Origin of the sequence: Catellatospora paridis (genome assembly GCF_009720365.1) — a bacterium.
In the GTDB taxonomy this organism is placed as follows: Bacteria; Actinomycetota; Actinomycetes; order Mycobacteriales; family Micromonosporaceae; genus Catellatospora; species Catellatospora paridis.
In genome coordinates, this window is sequence record NZ_WBZD01000037.1 from 15591 (window position 1) to 33408 (window position 17818).

16 protein-coding genes, 1 tRNA gene and 1 pseudogene are annotated in these 17818 nt (G+C 70.6%); 12 read left to right on the plus strand and 6 right to left on the minus strand.

All coding sequences use genetic code 11. The annotated features are described in order from the left end of the window. The first annotated feature begins 146 nt into the window (after positions 1-146). The 3 genes from F9C41_RS35435 (at position 147) to corA (ending at position 3363) form a co-directional block, all read left to right on the plus strand. Entirely contained in the window at positions 147-545 is a 399-nt protein-coding gene (locus F9C41_RS35435) for a CBS domain-containing protein (RefSeq protein WP_120321578.1), read from the plus strand. Between the two features lie 151 nt (positions 546-696). After that, a complete protein-coding gene (locus tag F9C41_RS35440; protein WP_155391229.1) occupies positions 697-1791 on the plus strand; it encodes an aminotransferase-like domain-containing protein in 1095 nt (364 codons plus the stop codon). A 432-nt stretch (positions 1792-2223) separates the two neighbouring features. After that, a complete protein-coding gene (gene corA / locus F9C41_RS35445; RefSeq protein WP_155391230.1) occupies positions 2224-3363 on the plus strand; it encodes a magnesium/cobalt transporter CorA in 1140 nt (379 codons plus the stop codon). Positions 3364-3471: 108 nt separating this feature from the next. On the opposite strand, the gene F9C41_RS35450 is transcribed toward corA, so the two are convergent. After that, positions 3472-4152 (minus strand): hypothetical protein, encoded by a 681-nt coding sequence (locus tag F9C41_RS35450; RefSeq protein ID WP_155391231.1) that lies wholly within the window; start codon positions 4150-4152, stop codon positions 3472-3474. 222 nt (positions 4153-4374) lie between these two features. Here F9C41_RS35450 and F9C41_RS35455 point away from each other — a divergent pair, with 222 nt between their 5' ends. The 7 genes from F9C41_RS35455 (at position 4375) to F9C41_RS35485 (ending at position 10139) form a co-directional block, all read left to right on the plus strand. Continuing rightward, positions 4375-4899, plus strand: a complete 525-nt coding sequence (locus F9C41_RS35455) for a peptidylprolyl isomerase (RefSeq protein ID WP_155391232.1) — start codon at positions 4375-4377, stop codon at positions 4897-4899. Between the two features lie 10 nt (positions 4900-4909). Continuing rightward, positions 4910-5854 carry a rhomboid family intramembrane serine protease gene (locus F9C41_RS35460; protein ID WP_155391233.1) on the plus strand — a complete coding sequence of 315 codons (945 nt, stop codon included), beginning with the start codon at positions 4910-4912 and terminating at the stop codon, positions 5852-5854. Positions 5855-5943: 89 nt separating this feature from the next. Then, positions 5944-6438 (plus strand): hypothetical protein, encoded by a 495-nt coding sequence (locus tag F9C41_RS35465; RefSeq protein ID WP_230690249.1) that lies wholly within the window; start codon positions 5944-5946, stop codon positions 6436-6438. 166 nt (positions 6439-6604) lie between these two features. After that, complete coding sequence (locus F9C41_RS35470) at positions 6605-7285, plus strand: response regulator transcription factor (protein WP_155391234.1); 681 nt, start codon at positions 6605-6607, stop codon at positions 7283-7285. Further along, positions 7278-8693: a sensor histidine kinase gene (locus tag F9C41_RS35475; protein ID WP_155391235.1), complete on the plus strand. Its 1416-nt coding sequence runs from the start codon at positions 7278-7280 to the stop codon at positions 8691-8693. The genes F9C41_RS35470 and F9C41_RS35475 overlap by 8 nt, the downstream gene beginning before the upstream one ends. Positions 8694-8727: 34 nt before the next feature. Continuing rightward, positions 8728-9285 carry a hypothetical protein gene (locus F9C41_RS35480; protein ID WP_155391236.1) on the plus strand — a complete coding sequence of 186 codons (558 nt, stop codon included), beginning with the start codon at positions 8728-8730 and terminating at the stop codon, positions 9283-9285. A 155-nt stretch (positions 9286-9440) separates the two neighbouring features. Continuing rightward, positions 9441-10139 (plus strand): glycosyltransferase family 2 protein, encoded by a 699-nt coding sequence (locus F9C41_RS35485; protein ID WP_155391237.1) that lies wholly within the window; start codon positions 9441-9443, stop codon positions 10137-10139. Here the strand turns inward: F9C41_RS35485 and F9C41_RS35490 are convergent. Further along, positions 10099-11067 (minus strand): NAD(P)H-quinone oxidoreductase, encoded by a 969-nt coding sequence (locus F9C41_RS35490; protein WP_155391238.1) that lies wholly within the window; start codon positions 11065-11067, stop codon positions 10099-10101. The genes F9C41_RS35485 and F9C41_RS35490 overlap by 41 nt on opposite strands. Positions 11068-11142: 75 nt before the next feature. Between F9C41_RS35490 and F9C41_RS35495 the strand changes: the two genes are divergently transcribed. Beyond that, positions 11143-11229 (plus strand) — tRNA-Ser (locus F9C41_RS35495). Positions 11230-11323: 94 nt separating this feature from the next. Here the strand turns inward: F9C41_RS35495 and F9C41_RS35500 are convergent. The 4 genes from F9C41_RS35500 to F9C41_RS35515 form a co-directional block, all read right to left on the minus strand. Beyond that, positions 11324-12277: a CU044_5270 family protein gene (locus tag F9C41_RS35500; RefSeq protein ID WP_155391239.1), complete on the minus strand. Its 954-nt coding sequence runs from the start codon at positions 12275-12277 to the stop codon at positions 11324-11326. Between the two features lie 2 nt (positions 12278-12279). Next, positions 12280-12870, minus strand: coding sequence for an RNA polymerase sigma factor (locus F9C41_RS35505; protein WP_155391240.1), 591 nt, complete (start codon positions 12868-12870; stop codon positions 12280-12282). A gap of 124 nt (positions 12871-12994) precedes the next feature. Continuing rightward, positions 12995-15556 (minus strand): DUF4062 domain-containing protein, encoded by a 2562-nt coding sequence (locus F9C41_RS35510; RefSeq protein WP_155391241.1) that lies wholly within the window; start codon positions 15554-15556, stop codon positions 12995-12997. Positions 15557-15741: 185 nt separating this feature from the next. Further along, positions 15742-16533: a (2Fe-2S)-binding protein gene (locus tag F9C41_RS35515; protein ID WP_230690268.1), complete on the minus strand. Its 792-nt coding sequence runs from the start codon at positions 16531-16533 to the stop codon at positions 15742-15744. 311 nt (positions 16534-16844) lie between these two features. Between F9C41_RS35515 and F9C41_RS35520 the strand changes: the two are divergent. Further along, positions 16845-17798 (plus strand): annotated as a pseudogene (locus F9C41_RS35520) (helix-turn-helix domain-containing protein); the annotation flags it as partial. Positions 17799-17818: the final 20 nt, after the last annotated feature.

The window sequence follows — 17818 nt, forward strand, 5'->3', positions numbered from 1 at the left end:
GGCGGCTGAGCCAGCACAAGCCGCGACCTATAACAAGTCTTGTGAGTTGCCCACAACCCGGCCCAAGATGTCCGTACGGTGCGTTTCAATGGGGTTGCGTTCCGAAGGGGTGATTGCATATGGCTAACGCTGCACAGGCGCACGCGATGCACGTTCGTGAGGCGATGAGCAAGCCGGTCCTGATGGTCGGCCCACAGCACACGTTGCGCCAGGCGGCTCAGCTCATGGCGATGCGCCGGGTGGGTTCGGCGATCGTGATAGATCCGGACGGCGAGGGTCTCGGCATCATGACCGAGCGCGACGTCCTCAACGCCATCGGCTCCGGCCTCGACCCGGATGTGGAGCAGTGCGCCAACCACATCACCTGGGACGTCGTCTACGCCGCGCCGCACTGGAGCCTCGAGGAGGCCGCCATGGCGATGGCCCGCGGCGGGTTCCGCCACCTGGTCGTCCTCGACGGTGACGAGGTGCTCGGCATCATCTCGGTCCGCGACCTGATGCGGGTCTGGGCGCTGCGCCGCGCCGAGGCCGCCGCCTCCGTCTGACCGCATACGACGATCTTGCGGGGACCGGGGTCTTCGCGCGCCTTCTTCCGGCGATCGACCCCGGTTCCGGCAAGGATCGTCGTGATCATGCCGGATGACACGAAGGGGCGGGTGGAGCGGTCTCGCATTTCGGTCGCATTAACCTGTCAACATGACCGCCGAGCAGCTCATCTCGTTCGCCCGGGGCGCTCCGAGCCTCGACATCGTCGATGTCGAAGGGCTCAGCGCCGCGGCTGTCCGCGCCTTCGCCACCGACCCGGCCGGCCTCACCGCGTACGGCAACTCGTACGGCTACGGCCCGCTCCGCAAGTGGATCGCCGCCAAGCACGGGGTGGCCGTCGACCAGGTGCTGATCACCAACGGCTCCCTGCAGGCCGACGCGTTCCTCTTCAACCACCTCGTCAAGCCCGGTGACCACGTCGTCGTGGAGAAGCCGACCTACGACCGGACCCTGCTGAACCTGCAGAACCTCGGCGCGGTCGTGCACCAGGTGACGCTGCACCCGGACGGCATCGACACCGCCGAGCTGCGCGCCCTGCTGGAGTCGGGGGTGCGCCCGAAGCTCGCGCACATCATCCCGAACTACCAGAACCCCGCGGGCGTGACGCTGTCCGAGGCCAAGCGGCACGAGCTGCTCGCGCTGGCGCAGGAGTTCGGCTTCACGATCTTCGAGGACGACCCGTACGTCGACATCCGGTTCCGGGGCGACGCGCTGCCGACGATGCTGTCGCTGGACACCGCGGGCGTCGTCGTGCACGCCAGCTCCTTCACCAAGACGGTGTGCCCGGGGGTCCGGGTCGGTTACCTGGTCGGCGACAAGCCGCTGATCGACGCCATCGCGGGCAAGGCGACCAACCTCTACATCTCCGCGGGCCAGGTCGCGCAGGGCATCGTGTACGAGTTCTGCGCCTCCGGCGACATCGACCGTTCCGTGGCCACGGTCAGCGCCGCGCTGGCCGAGCGCGCCACGGTGCTGGCGGAGTCGCTGCGCAAGCGGATCGACGGGGTGTCGTTCACCGAGCCCGACGGCGGTTACTTCCTCTGGATCGACCTGCCGTCCGACGTGCACGTCGACAAGGTGCTGCCGGCGGCGGCCGAGCGCGGCGTGGCCGTGGTGAAGGGTTCGGACTTCCTGCTGGAGGGTGGCGAGAACTCGCTGCGGCTCGCGTTCAGCGCGGTCACCGCCGACCAGATCGACGAGGGTGTACGCCGGCTCGCCGAGGCCATCGACGCCGTTCGCGGTTGATCCGACGGTTCGGATATCCGACCACCCTTCTGTCGCATTTCTGACAGTCAGATCGGGGGCGGGTGGGGTTCCCCTCGCGAGGTTACGAGGATCACAATGCGTCGGGCGCCCGTCGCCGACCGAGTGAAGAGCACACGGCACGCCGTGGTGATCCGGACCTCGTGGCGCGGGGCCCCCGCCCGCATTGCCCCCGCCCCCAATGAAAAGGAGCGTCACCCACCCCCCACCCCGGGTGGCGTTCCGGCGCCGGGTGGACCGAGCCGCATTCCCCCCGATAGCGGCACGTGGTCCACCCGGCGCCTCTTTCCTCCGCCGCGCCGGGTCCACTCACGATCACGGTCGGACCGCCGGCGGTATTCGCGCCAAGTAGCCTGTCTGACGGAGTCTCCGGCAGTCGGCGACCTGGTGAAGGGGGCGGTCGTGGTTGACGACATGCGAGACGACAACGGCCGGCGATCCTCCAACGGCGATCGCCTGACCCGCGCCTTCACCGCCCCCGCCCGCGTGATGGGGCGCCTGGTCGGGCTGAGCGGCGACGCCGACGCCCACCCGGTGCCCGCGCAGGCGGGCGAGCGCCGCGACGCGATCGTGGACTGCGCCATCTACCTCGACGGCATCCGCCAGCCGGCGGCCGCCGATTACCGGGAGGCGCTGGTGCAGGCGCGCCGGCAGCGGGGCGCGTTCGTGTGGCTGGGCCTGCACGCCCCCGACGAGCTGCAGATGGCGGGCATCGCCGACGCGTTCGGCCTGCACGAGCTGGCCGTGGAGGACGTGGTCAGCGCGGGGCAGCGGCCCAAGCTGGAGCAGTTCGGCGAGGTGCACTTCCTGGCCCTGCGGGCGGCGCGCTACGTCGAGCACAAGGAGCTGACCGAGCACTCCGAGGTGGTGGAGACCGGTCAGATCATGCTGTTCATCGGGCCGGACTTCGTGATCTCCGTACGCCATGGCGAGGCCTGCCGGCTCAAGCCGGTGCGCGAGCACCTGGAGGCGCGGCCCGAACTGCTCAAGCAGGGGCCCTGGGCGGTGGCCTACGGGGTGCTCGACCACGTGGTCGACCTCTACGTCGAGGCCGCCGACGGGATCAGCCAGGACGTCGACCTGATCGAGGAGAGCGTCTTCGCGCGCGACTCCAGCGGCCGGATGCAGCGCATCTACCAGCTCAAGCGGGAACTGGTCGAGTTCAAGCGGGCGGTGCTGCCGCTGCAGCGGCCGCTGCAACTGCTGATCGGCGACACCCCTGAGGTCACCAAGGAACTTCGCAAGTACTTCCGGGACGTGCAGGACCACCTGGCCCGGGTGGTCGACCAGGTCAGCTCCTTCGACGACCTGCTGATCTCGATCATGCAGGCGCGGCTGGCGCAGGTGACCGTCGACCAGAACAACGACATGCGCAAGGTCGCCGCCTGGGCGAGTATCGCGGCGGTCATCACCGCGATCGCGGGCATCTACGGCATGAACTTCGACTTCATGCCGGAGACCCACTGGAAGTACGGCTACCCGATGGCGCTGTCGGTGATGCTGGCGGCGTCCTTCGCCGTCTACCGCATGCTCCGCCGCTCCGGCTGGCTCTGACAACGGGAAGGGCACCTTCGTCGGCTCGCGGCAGCGATCCGAGCAGTAGCGCAGCACGCTATGCGTTGCAGAAGGTGCCCTTCTTGACAGTCGAGCGCGAGCAGCCGATCACATCCGGCTGTTCTTCGACCCGCTGGACGAGTACTTCGACGCGAAGCTGTCGGTGGCGTCGTTGGCCGCCTCCGCCGCGTCGTTGACCTTCGACTTCATGGTGTCGCGGCCGCCGCCCTTGAGCGAGGACGCCGCCTCGTGCAGCTTTTCGGCGGTCTTGTCCATGGCCTTGCTGGTGTGGTGCGTGGCCTTGTCGATCACCGAGTCGGCCTTGCCGGCCGTCTTGTCCGTCATCGACTTGGTCTCCGAGCGCATCGACTCCAGCGCCTGGCTCGGGTCGTACTCCGACCACTGCTGCTGGCGGCGGCGCTTCATGACCAGCGCACCGGCGATGCCGACGGCCGCGCCCGCGGCGAGCAGCCCGATCAGCATCCCCGTGTTGCCACTGCGAGACACGTGGCCCCCCTTCTTGTGCTTGCGCGCCTTGGCGTGCGCCTTCTTGCCGGCGTTCATGGCGTCGGTGGCGCCCTCCCGGTATGCCGCAGCCAGCGGCGTGAGGGCGGACATCGTCGAATCCATGCCGCGCGAGGTGACACGGCGCATGCGACCGGTGGTCGGGCCGAACGACGCCCCGACCCCGCCGGCGGCGTGTGTCGCCGCCTGCAGGAAATGGTCCCAGCTCTGGCCCATTTCCTCGCGCATCAGCTCCGCGCGCGTCTTCTTGTGAAATCCGAGCATCTTCCCCCGCCTTCCTGCCCCGCACCCCCGCGCGAGACAGACGATCGCTCCAGGCGCCCCCGCGCCCGTGCGGTGGTATCGCAGGGCGCGCCGTCACGACGAAAGCGCGCCCCGTTCATGTCCCTGCCTGCCATCCTGCCTCGCCGGACGCCATCGCACACCCGGAACGGGCACATGGGAGAATCTGTCGGTAACCAACCACTCGAATATCAGGAGTTAGACGTGGCTGACGCCCGTTTCGCCGTCCTGCACACCAGCGCCGGTCCCATCCGCCTGGAGCTCTACCCGAACCACGCCCCGAAGACCGTGAAGAACTTCGTGGAGCTGGCCGAGGGCACCAAGGAGGGGGCGACCGACCCGCGGACCGGTCAGCCGATCACCGGTCCGTACTACGACGGCACGCCGTTCCACCGTGTGATCGACGGTTTCATGATCCAGACTGGCGACCCGACCGGCACCGGTCGTGGCGGCCCGGGATACACCTTCGACGACGAGTTCCACCCGGAACTCAGCTTCAGCGCGCCGTACCTGCTGGCGATGGCGAACGCCGGCCCGAAGACCAACGGCTCGCAGTTCTTCATCACCACCGGTGCCACGAACTGGCTGAACTTCAAGCACACGATCTTCGGCAAGGTCGCCGACGCGGACTCGCAGAAGGTCGTGGACGCGATCTCCAGCTCGCCGACCGACGCCGGTGACCGGCCGCGGGAAGCGATCATCATCGAACGAATCGACATCGAGCGCTAATCTCGCATCCATGACGTCTCCCGCACCCCAGGGTGGCCTGCCGCCCGTACCGAGCTGCTACCGCCACCCGGGGCGGGAGACGCACCTGAAATGCAGCAGATGTGAGAAGCCCATCTGCCCGGACTGCATGATCCCGGCATCGGTGGGCCACCACTGCCCCGACTGCGTCGCCGAGGGCCGGCGCACCCAGCGCCCGGCGCTGACCCACTTCGGCGGCTCACAGGTCGGCATGCACGGCTACGTGACCAAGACGCTGATCGGGCTCAACGCGCTGGCGCTCATCGCCGGCGCGCTGCTGGTGGGCATGCCCGCGATCTTCGGCGGCGGCCTGTTCTCGCCGCTGACCGAGTGGCAGTTCATCGGCGGCGTCCTCGGCGAGACGATCACCGTCGGCCCGCAGCACGCGGTGTACGCGGGGGCCCTGCCGGAATACGGCTCGGTCTGGCCGGGACTGGACGACGGCGGCTACTACCGGCTGTTCACCGCGATGTTCATCCACTACGGCATCATCCATTTCGCGATGAACATGTGGGCGCTGTGGGTGCTCGGCCGACCGCTGGAGGCGGCGCTGGGCCCGGTCCGGTTCGCGGCGGCCTACCTGCTCTGCGGCATCGGCGGCAACGTCGCCGGCTACATCTTCAGCGCCAACGGGGTCGGCGCGGGCGCCTCGACCGCGATCTACGGCCTGTTCGCCATCTACTTCTTCGTGCTGAAGCGGCTGGGCCGGGACGCCTCGGCGATCATCCCGGTGATCGTGGTGAACGTGGCGATCTCCTTCGCCATCCCGGGTATCGGCATCGCCGGTCACCTAGGAGGGCTCGTCACCGGCGCGATCGTGGGCGCCGGCCTGGCGTACGCGCCGAAGGAGCACCGCACCCTGGTGCAGACGGCCGTGCTGGTGCTGACGTTCCTCGGCCTCATGGGTGTGACAGTGGCTCTATCGTTGATGCGTTGACCAGGGAAAATGCATCCATCGACAGGGGTCGCGATCGATCGCATGAGTGACTCGCGTGACGTGTGTCACGCGCGCTCGTTGCTCCTTACATGGACGTCTTCTCGCGTACGTTCCTTCCCGCCACCGGCGAAGCCGGCATTCCCATGGCCACGGTCAGCCGACACATGCCGATCTTCCGGCGCTGTGTCGAGGCCGGTGACGCCACGGTGCTCGTCGCCCGCGCACTACGCCCCGAGCGCCCGCTCGGTCGCGAGTTCCTGATGCTGCTGACGTACCGCCGGCTGGTGATCACTCAGGAGAGCCGCATCCTGCGCCGGCTCCGCCTGCACCTGAACACCGACCTGCGCCACCTCGCCAACGTCACCTGGCACCCGGACCCGCGCCTGTCGGCGATCGAGTTCGCGGCCACCGCCGTCGACGGCATCCGGGAGCGCTTCTGGATCCACGCGGGGCACCCCAAGCAGGTCTGGCACCTGGACGCCCTGTTCTCCCACGTCTTCAAGCCGAAGCTGATCGCCCAGCGCACCGCCGGCCTGAACGCCACCTCCTACGCCTCCTTCGCCGACCACCTCGTCGGCGCCTGACCCCCCGAACCCCGTCAAGATCCCGACGATCTTGCGCGAACTGTTGGCGATACGCCCGATATAGGCGTGTCACACCCACAGCTCGCGCAAGATCGTCTTTTCAGGTGGGGCGCAAGGTTTGCGGTGGGCTTACGTGGTTCGTACACGGGTCGGACATGATGGCGGCGTGAGTGAGAAGGGGCTGGTGCTCGTTGTCGAGGATGAGCGGCCCATCGCGGATCTGATCCGGCTGTACCTGCAGCGTGACGGGTATGGCGTGCAGGTCGAGTCCGATGGGGCCGCGGGGCTGGCCGCGGCGCGGCGGCTGCGGCCGACCGCGTGTGTGCTGGACATCGCGCTGCCGTCGATGGACGGGACGGAGATCTGCCGGCGGCTGCGCGCCGAGGACATCTGGGTGCCGATCATCTTTCTCACCGCCCGGGACGACGAGGTCGACCGCATCGTCGGGTTGGAGTTGGGGGCCGACGACTACCTGACCAAGCCGTTCAGCCCGCGAGAGCTGGTCGCCCGGCTCAAGGCGGTGCTGCGCCGCTCCGGTGGGACGCCCGAGCCCGACCGCAGCCGCGCCGTCGGCCCGGTGCGGCTCGACCCCGCCCGGCGCGAGGTCACCGTCGACGGCGTCACCGTGCACCTGACCAGCACCGAATTCGACCTGCTGGCGCACCTGATGAGCCGGCCCGGCCGGGTCTACACCCGCGACGAACTGCTGTCCGCCGTCTGGGGGTACGCCGCGCACGGCGGCACCCGCACCGTCGACGTGCACGTGGCGCAGGTCCGCGCGAAGCTCGGCGAGGCCGCGCACATCGTGCGCACGGTCCGGGGCGTGGGGTACACCGCCGATGCCTGACCGCCGCGCCGATCTCACCGTGCCGATCCGGGTGCTCGCCGCCCCGCCGCGGCCCACCGCCAGCACCAGCACGCTGACCACCCGGGCGGTGCTCGCCGGGGTGATCGTCGCGCTGATCACGCTCGTGGTCACCGCGCTGATCGCGGTGCCGCTGGCCGCCCGTGCCACCGAGCGGGCCGCCCAGGAAGGGCTGGCCTCGCAGACCGACGTGGTGGCCCAGGTGCTGCGTTCCCGCCGGGCCCCCACCGCGGACGCCAAGCTGATCGAGCAGCTGCGCAAGCTCGACGGCGACGTCAGCGCATACCTGATCACGTCAGGCGCGGCCGACCGGCCCGGGCTGCCCGCCCGGGTGGTGCAGCAGATCGCGGACGGCAAGCCGGTCAGCGAGCGGCCGGCGGTGGTCGGCGGGCGGCTGTCCATGGTGGAAGGCCGCCCGCTCGGCGGCGGTGACGGCGTCGTGCTGGCCCGGCCCGCCGCGACCGGCATCAGCCGCCAGGTGCTGCGCAACCTCTGGCTGCCGCTGCTGGCCGGGCTCGGGGCCGGCGTGCTGGCCGGGGTGCTGCTCGGCCGCCGGCTGGCCCGCCCGATCCGCAACGCGGCCACCGCCGCGGCCCGCCTCAGCTCCGGCGACCGCACGGTGCGCCTGGCCGCCGAGGCGCCACAGGAGGTGGAACGGCTCGCCCACTCGATCAACGAACTGGCCGAGGCGCTGGCCACCAGCGAGGGACGCCAGCGCGAGTTCCTGCTGTCCATATCGCACGAGCTGCGCACCCCGCTGACCACCATCAAGGGGTACGCCGAGGCGCTGTCCGACGGGGTCGTCGGCCCCGACAGCGCGCAGGAGGTCGGGCAGACCGTGCTCGCCGAAGCCGAACGGCTGGACCGGCTCGTCGCCGACCTGCTCTCGCTCGCCCGGCTCGACGCCGCCGACTTCGCCATCCAGCTCGCCGACGTCGAACTGGTCTCCCTGGCCACCTCCGCCGAGCGGGCGTTCGGGCCGCGAGCCGCGCAGGCGGGCGTGCCGGTGCGCGCGGAGGTCCCGCCGGGGGAGGTGTGGGCGCACACCGATCCGCTGCGCCTGCGCCAGATCGTCGACGGCCTGGTCGAGAACGCGCTGCGGGTGGTGCCACCGGGCCGCCCGATCGTGGTCGCCGTGCGCCCGCTGCCCGACCGCACCGCGATCGAGGTCCGCGACGGGGGCCCCGGACTCACCGACGACGACCTGGCCGTGGCCTTCCAGCGCGGCGCGCTGCACCAGCGCTACCAGGGCGTACGCCAGACCGGCAGCGGCCTGGGCCTGGCCCTGGCAGCAGGGCTGGCCCGCCGCCTCGGCGGCACCATCGAGGCAGGTCACGCGGCCGAGGGCGGGGCCCGGTTCACGGTTTACCTGCCCCGAACGTCGGCCTGACCGCGCCCGCGTGACGGCCGGGCAGGCTGCGGTCATGAGAAAACTCAGCCTCACCGTCGCTTTGGGTCTGACCGCGCTGCTGGGCCTGACCGCCTGCGGCCCGTCGGACATCCCGGCGGCCGCCACCGGACTGGTCGCCTCGGTCGAGGCCGAGGCGCTCGCCGCGATGGGCGTCGAACCCGTCGACCTCGTCGCCGCCGAGAGCGACCTGGACGCCACCGCCTCGCCCGCGCCCACGGCCAAGGACAAGCTCGACAACCGGCTGCAGAACTGGCGCAAGCGGCACGCGCTACGGGTCGCCCTGCGCCGCGACGTGCAGCACGGCGAGGCCGTCGTGGAGACGAAGAAGGGCCCCGTCACCGTGCTCGTCCAGCGCGGCGTCGTCACCGCCGTCGACGCCGGTTCGATCACCGTGAAGTCCGCCGATGGATACACCCAGACCTGGCACTTCGGCGAGAAGCTGCGGGTGGTCGAGAAGCGGGCGACGATCCAGGCCACCGAGCTGAAGGCCGGCGCCCAGGTGGCGCTGGCCGGGCCGAAGGAGGGCGACGTCCCGACCGCCCGGCTGATCGTGATCCCGCTCGCCCGCTGAACCCCGCGAGTGAGGAAGGGCACCTTCATGTGCGTATGCCGTTAAGAAGGTGCTCTTCCTTTTTGTCACACCGTACTGACCTCGCCAGATGTGCGGGGACCCGTCACAAGGGCTAGACTCGGCCGGTCCAGCCAGTGTCAGCAGCGGAGAGCCCCGTGAAGCTATCGATCCTCATGCCGGTCTACAACGAAGAGGCCCGGCTTGGCGAGGCGCTCAAGCAGGCACTCGCCGTCGACTATCCGTGCGAGATCGAGCTGGTCGTGGTCAACGACGGCAGCCAGGACCGCACCGCCGAGATCCTCGACACCTGCGACGACCCGCGGCTGCAGGCCTTCCACCACGCGAAGAACGCCGGCAAGGGCGCGGCCATCCGGACCGCTGTCGAGTCCGCGACCGGTGACTACATGGTCATCCTGGACGCCGACCTCGAATACGACCCCAAGGACATCCCGAAGCTGCTCGAACCCGTGCTCGACGGCCGCGCCAAGGTCGTCTACGGCAACCGCAGCTTCGGCGGCCACGCTGCCTTCTCGTTCTGGTACGTGATGGGCAACAAGGGCGTCACGCTGTTCGCCAACGTGCTGTTCAACTCGTACATCGGCGACCTGGAGACCTGCTTCAAGCTGATGCCGCTGGAGCTCTACCGCTCGCTGGACGTCAAGTCCAAGGGCTTCGGCATGGAGGCGGAGGTCACCGGCAAGCTCCTGCGCCGCAAGAACCGGCCGTACGAGGTGCCGATCAGCTACACCGCCCGCACCCGCGAAGAGGGCAAGAAGATCACCGCGATGGACGGGATCGAGGCCCTGCTGATCCTCATGCGGGAGCGCCTGCGCCCGCTGCCGAAGCAGGGCTAGCCACCAGCAGCACCTTGCCGACGTGCTCGTTGGCCGAGACGATCCGCTGTGCGGCGGCGGCCTCCGTCAACGGCAGCGCGCGATCCACCACCGGGCGGATCGCCCCCGAGGCCAGCAGCGGCCACACGTCCTCCCGCACCCCGGCCACGATCGCGGCCTTCTCCGCCGCGGGCCGGGAGCGCAGCGCGGTCGCGGCGACGGACGCCCGCTTGGCCAGCAGCATCCCCAGGTTGAGCTCCGCCCTGGCGCCGCCCTGCAGCCCGATCACCACCAGCCGCCCGCCGGTCGCCAGCGCCTGCACGTTGCGCTCCAGATAGGCCGCGCCGATGATGTCGAGGATCACGTCCGCGCCCACACCGGTGAAGTCGTCGCTGGTGTAGTCCAGGCACTCGTCCGCGCCCAGCTCGCGAAGCTGGGCGTGCTTGGCCGCCCGCGCCGTGGCCACCACCCGCGCCCCCAGTGCCTTGGCGTACTGGATCGCGAACGTGCCCACCCCGCTGCCGCCGCCGTGGATCAGCACCGTCTCCCCGGCCCGCAGCCCCGCCACCATGGTCAGGTTCGACCACACCGTGCAGGCCACCTCCGGCAGCCCGCCCGCGGTGACCAGGTCCACCCCGTCCGGGACCGGCAGCACGTGCGCCGCGTCGACCGCCACCAACTCCGCGTATCCGCCCCCGCCGAGCAGCGCGCACACCTCGTCGCCCGGCCGCCACGGCCCGGCCCCCTGCTCGATGACGCCTGAGCACTCCAGCCCCGGATAGGGCGGCGCGCCCGGCGGCGGCGGGTAGACACCGGCGACCTGGAGCAGATCAGCCCGGTTGACCGCGGTGGCGGCGGTCCGGATCAGCACCGCGCCTTCGGCCGGGACCGGATCGGGGACCTCTGACCAGGAAAGTTCACCCTTGGCGGGGATCGTCATGGCATGCACCAGACCATCTTGCCCCGAGACCGGTCCGGACGGGCCGACGACTCGTCTGGCACACTGGTCGTCGGCGATACGCCTGGAGGGTTCGCCTAGTGGCCGATGGCGGTGGTCTTGAAAACCACTAAGGCAGCGATGTCTTCAAGGGTTCGAATCCCTTACCCTCCGCCGAGAAACTCAGCTCAGGGCTGGTAGGAAGATCACTTCCTACCAGCCCTGACTTCGTGCCGGGGTGCGACCGTGGTCGGGTGTGACCGGTGTTCTACGGCTGCTGTCCGACCCGGTCGACGATGGCGATACGCAGCTGGGCGGTCTCCTGGTCGATGGTGCCGTCCGGGTTCAGGACCCGCGAGCCGAGGTAGGTGTAGCTGTCGGGTTCGAAGATGAGCTCGATGCGGGCGGTGGGGACGTCGATGCCGACGGCCACGCCGAGGCGGTCCGCGGCGTCGGTGACGTCCTGGGTGACGGTGATGCCGGGGACCGTGGCGAGGGCCTGGTACAGGGCCGCCAGGCTGGCCGGCGGGAGGTAGTTCTCGCCGAGCAGGTCGCGTGCTCTGCTGAACTCCTGCATGCCGGCGGCCGAGTACTTACGATCCTTGCCTGACACGGTGCCGCGCAGGTGGGCGAGCATGGCCTGCGGGTCGGTGGGCAGGTTGTCGAGGTACGCGCGGGGGCCCGGGCTCTCGAGCGCGAACTCGTCCCAACCCTGTGCGCCGTCGGCCCGCGTACGCAGCAGCCCGTCGCGGGTACCGTCGACGGAGCCCCAGATCTGGCGCTCGATGCGCATGTCGGGATCGGGGACGGTGGTGCACGCGGTGCGCGCTGCAGGCTCGCAGGCGAAGGTCTCGCCGTGGACGGTGCCGGTGGAGGCGACGTAGACGTACTGGTCCGGTCGTTCGGGGACCGGCTGCTGGGCGTCGGCGGCGGTGGCGGCGGCGGTGAGCACGAAGACGGCGTCGGTGCGGGTGATGTCGGGGTTGTCAGCGCCCCGACCACCGATGACGGCGGGGGCGGCGATCGCGGTGGCGACCAGCGCTAGCGCGGCCGCGGTGGCAATCCGCCAGCGCAGCCGGAATCGCGGCGCGGGCGTGCGGGGGACCGCCTGGGCGGGTGCGGTCATCGCGTTGAGGAGCTGGGCGCGGCCCTGGTCGAGGGCGCTTCGCCGCGCAGGTGCGACGTCGTCGCGGAGCCCGCGCAGCAGTTCGAGTTCAGTCACGGTCAGTCCTTGTCGCTGTGGTCGAGGGGGTTGAGGTCGGCCAGTGCCTTGCGCAGGCGTCGACGTGCGTTGTGCAGGCGGGAGCGGACGGTGCCGATGGGGATGTCCAGCGCGTGGGCGACTTCGGCGTAGCCGAGGTCCTCCCATGCGACCAGGAGCAGGACGTCGCGTTCGCCGATGGGGAGCTTGGCGAGCACGGCGGCGATCCGGCGGGTGGAAGTCGACGCAGCCAGCCGGGCGGCGACCGTGTCGGTGTCGTCGTGGGTGGGGTCGACGCCGGTGCGGGCCAGCGCCCGGTACTGGCGTGTCTCGGCGCGGTGGTGGCGGTGCAGGAGGTTGGTGGCGATGCCGTAGAGCCAGGGCCGGGCGTCGGCGCGACCGGCGTCGTACCGTGCCCGGATACGGAACGCTTCGAGGAACGTCTCTGCCATGAGGTCGTCTGCGGCGCTTTGACCGACACGGCGGGCCAGGTATCGATGAACGGCCTCGGCGTGGCGGTCGTAGATCGCGGCGAACTCCTCCGGACTCGCGTGGGAGCGTTCGATGACCGCGTTGTCCGCGACTGCGGGCCCTGCGGACGCGAGCAGTTTCACTGATCACCTCGTGGGTCGGGGAACTGCGTACACCTGTCATTGCCCGACGAGGCGGCAGAAGTTCAGGGAATCTGCCGGCCGGCGGATGCGACGCGGCTGCGTGCCTGCGCCCGGCCGTCCGGGGTCACCGTGCATCGGCCTCGGCGAGTGCGTCGGTGATGGTGAGGCTTCGGCCCGACTCGAGCAGGCCGCGGTAGGCGTCACCGGGCATGACCGCCCTGAGCCGGTCGTCGGTTCTGCGTTCCCATTCACGCACGGTCGGCCAGGGCGCCAGCCCGATGTGGTCACGCGTGGCGGCGGCCGCGCCGAGGAGGCGGGCGGCGAGCCGGCAGTCTCCGTGCCGGAGGGCGAGCGCGCCGAGTGCGGCCACACACCGGGTCAGCCCTTCCAGGTGATCGAGGTCGCGGTAGTGGGCCACCGCGACGGCCAGGTGTGCACGCGCAGGCCCCGAGTCGTCCCGGGGCATGACGTCCAGCGCCAGTTCGTAGTGGGCTTCGGCGCGAAGGTTCCGGTCGTTGAGCGAGCGTGCGATGTCCAGCGTCTCCTGGTGGTGCTCCTGCGCCTGTGCCGTCGCGCCGCCGACGCACAGCAGGAGGCCGTAGTGGGACAGGACGTAGCCCGACACGAGCGGGTCGTCGGCGCCGCGCGCCAGGGCCAGCGCCTCCTCCAGGTGTGCCCGGGCCTGCCTGCGCGCGGCGTACGGCAGGGTGATCGCCCTCATCGTGAGCAGGAGGGCGACCTGTGCCGGGGCCTCGCTCCGGCGTGCGTCCGGCACCATCCGGTCGAGCAGTGTGCCCGCCTCGGCGAAGGCTCCGTCGTTGAGCATCCGGTGGGCGGTCAGCCACTGCATGGCCAGCCGGTCGCCGTCGGTCCGCTGCCCGCTGCGCGGCAGTGCCAGGATGCGCTGCCACAGGTCGGAGTGCTGCCGGAGCAGGCCGCACGCGACCATCCACACCCAGACGTCGCCGAGGGCGCGCAGCAGTGGTCCGGACGCCTGCCCGGTGCGGCCGACCCACTCGATGACGACCTGGAGGTTGGGCTGCTCGCTGTCCAGCCGGCGCATGAGCAGGTCCTGCGAGCCGAGTCGGGCGGTTGCCGCCTGGAGGACGTCGAGGACATACCGGTGGAGACGGTCGAGGGTGTGGTCCGGGTCGTCCAGCCGCGCGCCGGCGAACCGGCGGATCGGCTCGAGCAGCTGGAACCCGCGCTCCCCGTCGGGGCGCTCCGCCGGGCCGACCATGCTGCTGTCCAGCAGCGCGGACAGGTCGGCGACGACGTCACCGTGGTCGGTCCCGCAGACGGTCACGACCCCGTCGACCGTGAACGGCGCCGCGAACACCGACAGCCGTGCCAGCAGCTCCTGCGCGGAGGAGGGCAGCAGGTCATAGCTCCACGAGATCGTGTCGGTGAGGGTCTGCTGCCGGTCGGGCAGGTCGACGAGAGCGCCCCGCTGTTCCAGGCGCCCGTACAGTTGGGTGAGCATCTGTTCGGCCGTGAGCAGGCGCATCCAGGCGGCCGCGAGTTCCAGCGCCAGTGGCAGACCGCCCAACCGGCGGCACAGCTCGGCCAGGGCCGATGCGTTCTCGGCGGTCAGTTCGAATCCCGGCTGGACGTCGCGTACGCGGTCGACGAACAGCCGCAGCGCCGGGGCCTGGGCCAGCTCCGCCACCGACCCGTCCACCGGCGGGACCGGCAGCGGGTCCACCCGCCAGTCCTGTTCGCCGCGTACCCGCAGCACCACCCGGCTGGTGACCAGCACGTGCAGCCGCGGTGACTGCAGCAGCAGCTCGGACACCACCGGCGCGGCGTCCAGCACCTGCTCGAAGTTGTCGAGCACGAGCAGCATGTCCCGGTCGGAAAGCCGTCGCCGCAGCGTGTCCAGTGGCCGCTCCCGACCCTGTGCGACCAGTTCGAGTGCCGTCGCGATCGCGTCGGGCACCAGCTCGGGGTCGGTGGTCGTGGACAGGTCGACGAAGGCCGCGCCGTCGCGCCACCGCCCCGCACTGCGTTCCATGGCGGCCAGCGCCAACCGGGTCTTGCCGATGCCGCCGGTGCCCGTGAGCACCACCAGGCGGCGTTCGGCGGACTCCAGCAGGCCGACGATGCGGTCGATGTCGTCGCCTCGGCCGACCAGCGCCGTGACCGGTGACGGGATGGCCATGGCGTGGGCTTCGCCGGGCGGCTCGTCGTGCCGCGGCTCGGTGAATCGATCCGCGAGCAATGTCGCCAGATCGGTCAGGATCAGCTCCTGCAGCTGCGCGGCATCGGTGAACTTCTTGTACGCGTCCTGTCCGCCGGCCCTTATCCGGTCGAGCATCCCGGCCAGCTCCGGTTGCCGGCTCGGCGCCGGGGATCTGACGTACAGCAGGCGCGGCTTGCCCGCCGAGCGCTGCAACTCGTCCTCGAGGCCGGACACCGTCATGCCCGGCCCGACCCAGCCGTAGCTGTCGCCGTAGATACCGATGAAGACGTCGGACTGCGCAAGATAGGCCTGGTAGACCTCTTGTGCCGGGTACGGCCGGGCACCGGATTCGAACATCACCGGGGCCAGCCGCAACTGCTCGATCGCCGCGCGGGCGGCACCGCGCTCAGCGGCGAGTTCCTCCAGGGTCGAGGATACGAACACCCGCAGGCGCTGGTCCGGTGTCCTGATGGCGGTGGACTGCCGCGCGCTGCTGTCAGCCATGGCGTTGCCCGTTCCGCGAGGCCCACTGAGGGCGTGCCACCAGGTAATCCACGATACAAGCCCGGGATCGGCACCGAGGCGGATCAGCAGGTGGGGATTCCGCCGGGGCTGCCCGGCGGTGTGGTCGACGGACCCGACGAAGCCGATTCGTGAGACGGGCGTTCCTTGCCGGGAGACGGCGAAGGTCAGCGCAGGCAGCAGCCGGAGCAGACCTTCGGCTGCGGCAGGGTGAAGGCCAGGCAGCAGGTGCGCCGGTGGACCTCGGGCTCGCCGTTGTCGCCGATGCCGATGTCGACCAGGTCGCGCAGGTCCAGCGCGTCGAGCAGCTGCCGCGCGGTGTCGGCGGCGGTCGAGCCCGGCAGGGCGGGCGCGCTGCGCAGCACCGCGTACGCGATGCCGGAGGCGACGGAGCCGAGCAGGGTGCGCCGGCCGACCTTGACCTCGGCGCGGATGCGCTCGGACAGCGGGTCGAGGTGCTGGTCGAGCAGGCTGCTGCGCAGCGTCTTGAGCAGCAGGGTCTCGTCGGAGACGACGGTGATGCCGGGGACGCCGGCATGTGCCAGCGGGTCGTCGGGCAGCACCGCGACCTGTGGCGCGCGCAGGCCGACCTGCACCAGGGCGGCGCCCGGCTCGTCGCCGCCGAAGCGCAGCAGGGTGCTGTCGGTGTCGACGAGCGGCACCCGGCGGGCCGCGGCCCAGCTCAGCACGGCGGGCATGGCGACCCAGTAGGTGTACGACTTCCAGGCGAGCGTCGCGGCGGCGTGCGGGGCCGCGCCCCAGCGCTGGACGGCGGTGTCGAACAGGGCGGGCAGTGCGGAACCGTCGAGCAACCGCGACGCCGGGGTCCAGCCTTCGTCGTCGGTCACCAGCAGCGGGTCGGCCAGGCCGTGCACCGCCGTGAACCCTCGGCGACGGCGCACCGCACTGAGGGTGACGGTCAGGGGGCGCAGGGCGTCGGTCAGGACCAGAGGCGTCAGCGTACGCACTCGTTCCTCACCGATCCTCTCCTGCACATGCACCAGCCCATACGGGGTTGACCTCACTGTACCCCGATAAGGCTAGGCTAACCAGACCGGTGCCAGTTTACGCCACTTCGCTCACCGTGTGTCACTTTCTGCGGGGGTTATGGGGCCTCACGCACCGGCTGGTCTCTTGATCGCCTGTCAAGGTTTTTGTCAGGTAATCAGCAGTTCTCATTAACTGGTCCAGCGGCCGCGAAGAATGAGGAGTCACGACGAGCGGAGGAGGGGGCGAGGTGTGGCATGACCGAGCGGAGCGGGGCAGGGTCATGAGCGTTTCGCCGGTGGAACGCGCCGTCGAGGCGTTCGCCGCCGAGCTCGGCCGGTGGCGGATCGATCGCGGCATGACCAAGAAGCAGCTCGCCAGCAGGATGGGGTTCGACCCCTCGTACATCAGCCACATCGAGGGCCGAAGACATCGGCCGACCGAGGACTTCGCCCGCCGGGCGGAGGCCGTGCTCAACGCCGGCGGCGCGATCTGGCGCCGCTTCCAGGAGTACGAGGAGGCCAGGCAGGCCCGTGGTCCGGCCACCCTGCTCACCAGGGAACCCGCCGTGCCCACGCAGTGGCTGCCACCCGGCACGGGTCTCGTCGTCGAGCTGGAGGAAGCCCAGCTGACCTACGTGGACGGCGACTACCACGTCATCGTGCGCCGCGCGCTCTACAACGCCGGCAACGAGCCGGTGACGCGCTACCTCATCCGGGTCGCGGTGGACCGGTATCCCGGCCAGCCACAGCGCTCCAACGCCCACCACCGGGCCTACCCGCTCGGGCTCGACGAGCTGAACCTGGTCGCGTTCTGCGGCGAGCCCGGCGCCGCCGAGCCGATGGTGTGGCGGGCCAAGCAGGACCGTGACGCGTTCAAGGAGATCTGGCTGCTGTTCGAGAACGCCGACGGCCGCTTCCCGCTCTACCCGGGCGAACGGACCACCGTGGAGTACCGCTACCGCGTCGACGAGCTGAAGTGGGGCACCTGGTTCGAGCGGGCCGTCCGGCTGCCCACGCGGCGGCTGGTGGTGCAGATGCGGTTCCCGGCCATGCTCGACCCGCAGGTGTGGGGAGTCGAGACGTCGATGGCGGCCGAGGAGGCCCCGCTGCGCACGCCGATCGTGCGCGAGCTGGAGGGCGACCGCGCGGTGTTCACCTGGCGCACCGAGGACCCGTCGCTGAACGCCCGGTTCCAACTGCAGTGGCGTTTCCGCGCCCTCACCTCCGCGCCACCGGCCGTCGCGGCCCGCTGAGA

Bases quoted from the DNA above. Each gene is read 5' to 3' on its own strand.
- F9C41_RS35440 (WP_155391229.1), top strand. From the start codon at position 697: ATGACCGCCGAGCAGCTCATCTCGTTCGCCCGGGGCGCTCCGAGCCTC.
- F9C41_RS35435 (WP_120321578.1), top strand. From the start codon at position 147: ATGCACGTTCGTGAGGCGATGAGCAAGCCGGTCCTGATGGTCGGCCCA.
- F9C41_RS35480 (WP_155391236.1), top strand. From the start codon at position 8,728: ATGAGAAAACTCAGCCTCACCGTCGCTTTGGGTCTGACCGCGCTGCTG.
- F9C41_RS35450 (WP_155391231.1), bottom strand. From the start codon at position 4,152: ATGCTCGGATTTCACAAGAAGACGCGCGCGGAGCTGATGCGCGAGGAA.
- F9C41_RS35465 (WP_230690249.1), top strand. From the start codon at position 5,944: ATGGACGTCTTCTCGCGTACGTTCCTTCCCGCCACCGGCGAAGCCGGC.
- F9C41_RS35460 (WP_155391233.1), top strand. From the start codon at position 4,910: ATGACGTCTCCCGCACCCCAGGGTGGCCTGCCGCCCGTACCGAGCTGC.
- F9C41_RS35510 (WP_155391241.1), bottom strand. From the start codon at position 15,556: ATGGCTGACAGCAGCGCGCGGCAGTCCACCGCCATCAGGACACCGGAC.
- corA (WP_155391230.1), top strand. From the start codon at position 2,224: ATGCGAGACGACAACGGCCGGCGATCCTCCAACGGCGATCGCCTGACC.
- F9C41_RS35475 (WP_155391235.1), top strand. From the start codon at position 7,278: ATGCCTGACCGCCGCGCCGATCTCACCGTGCCGATCCGGGTGCTCGCC.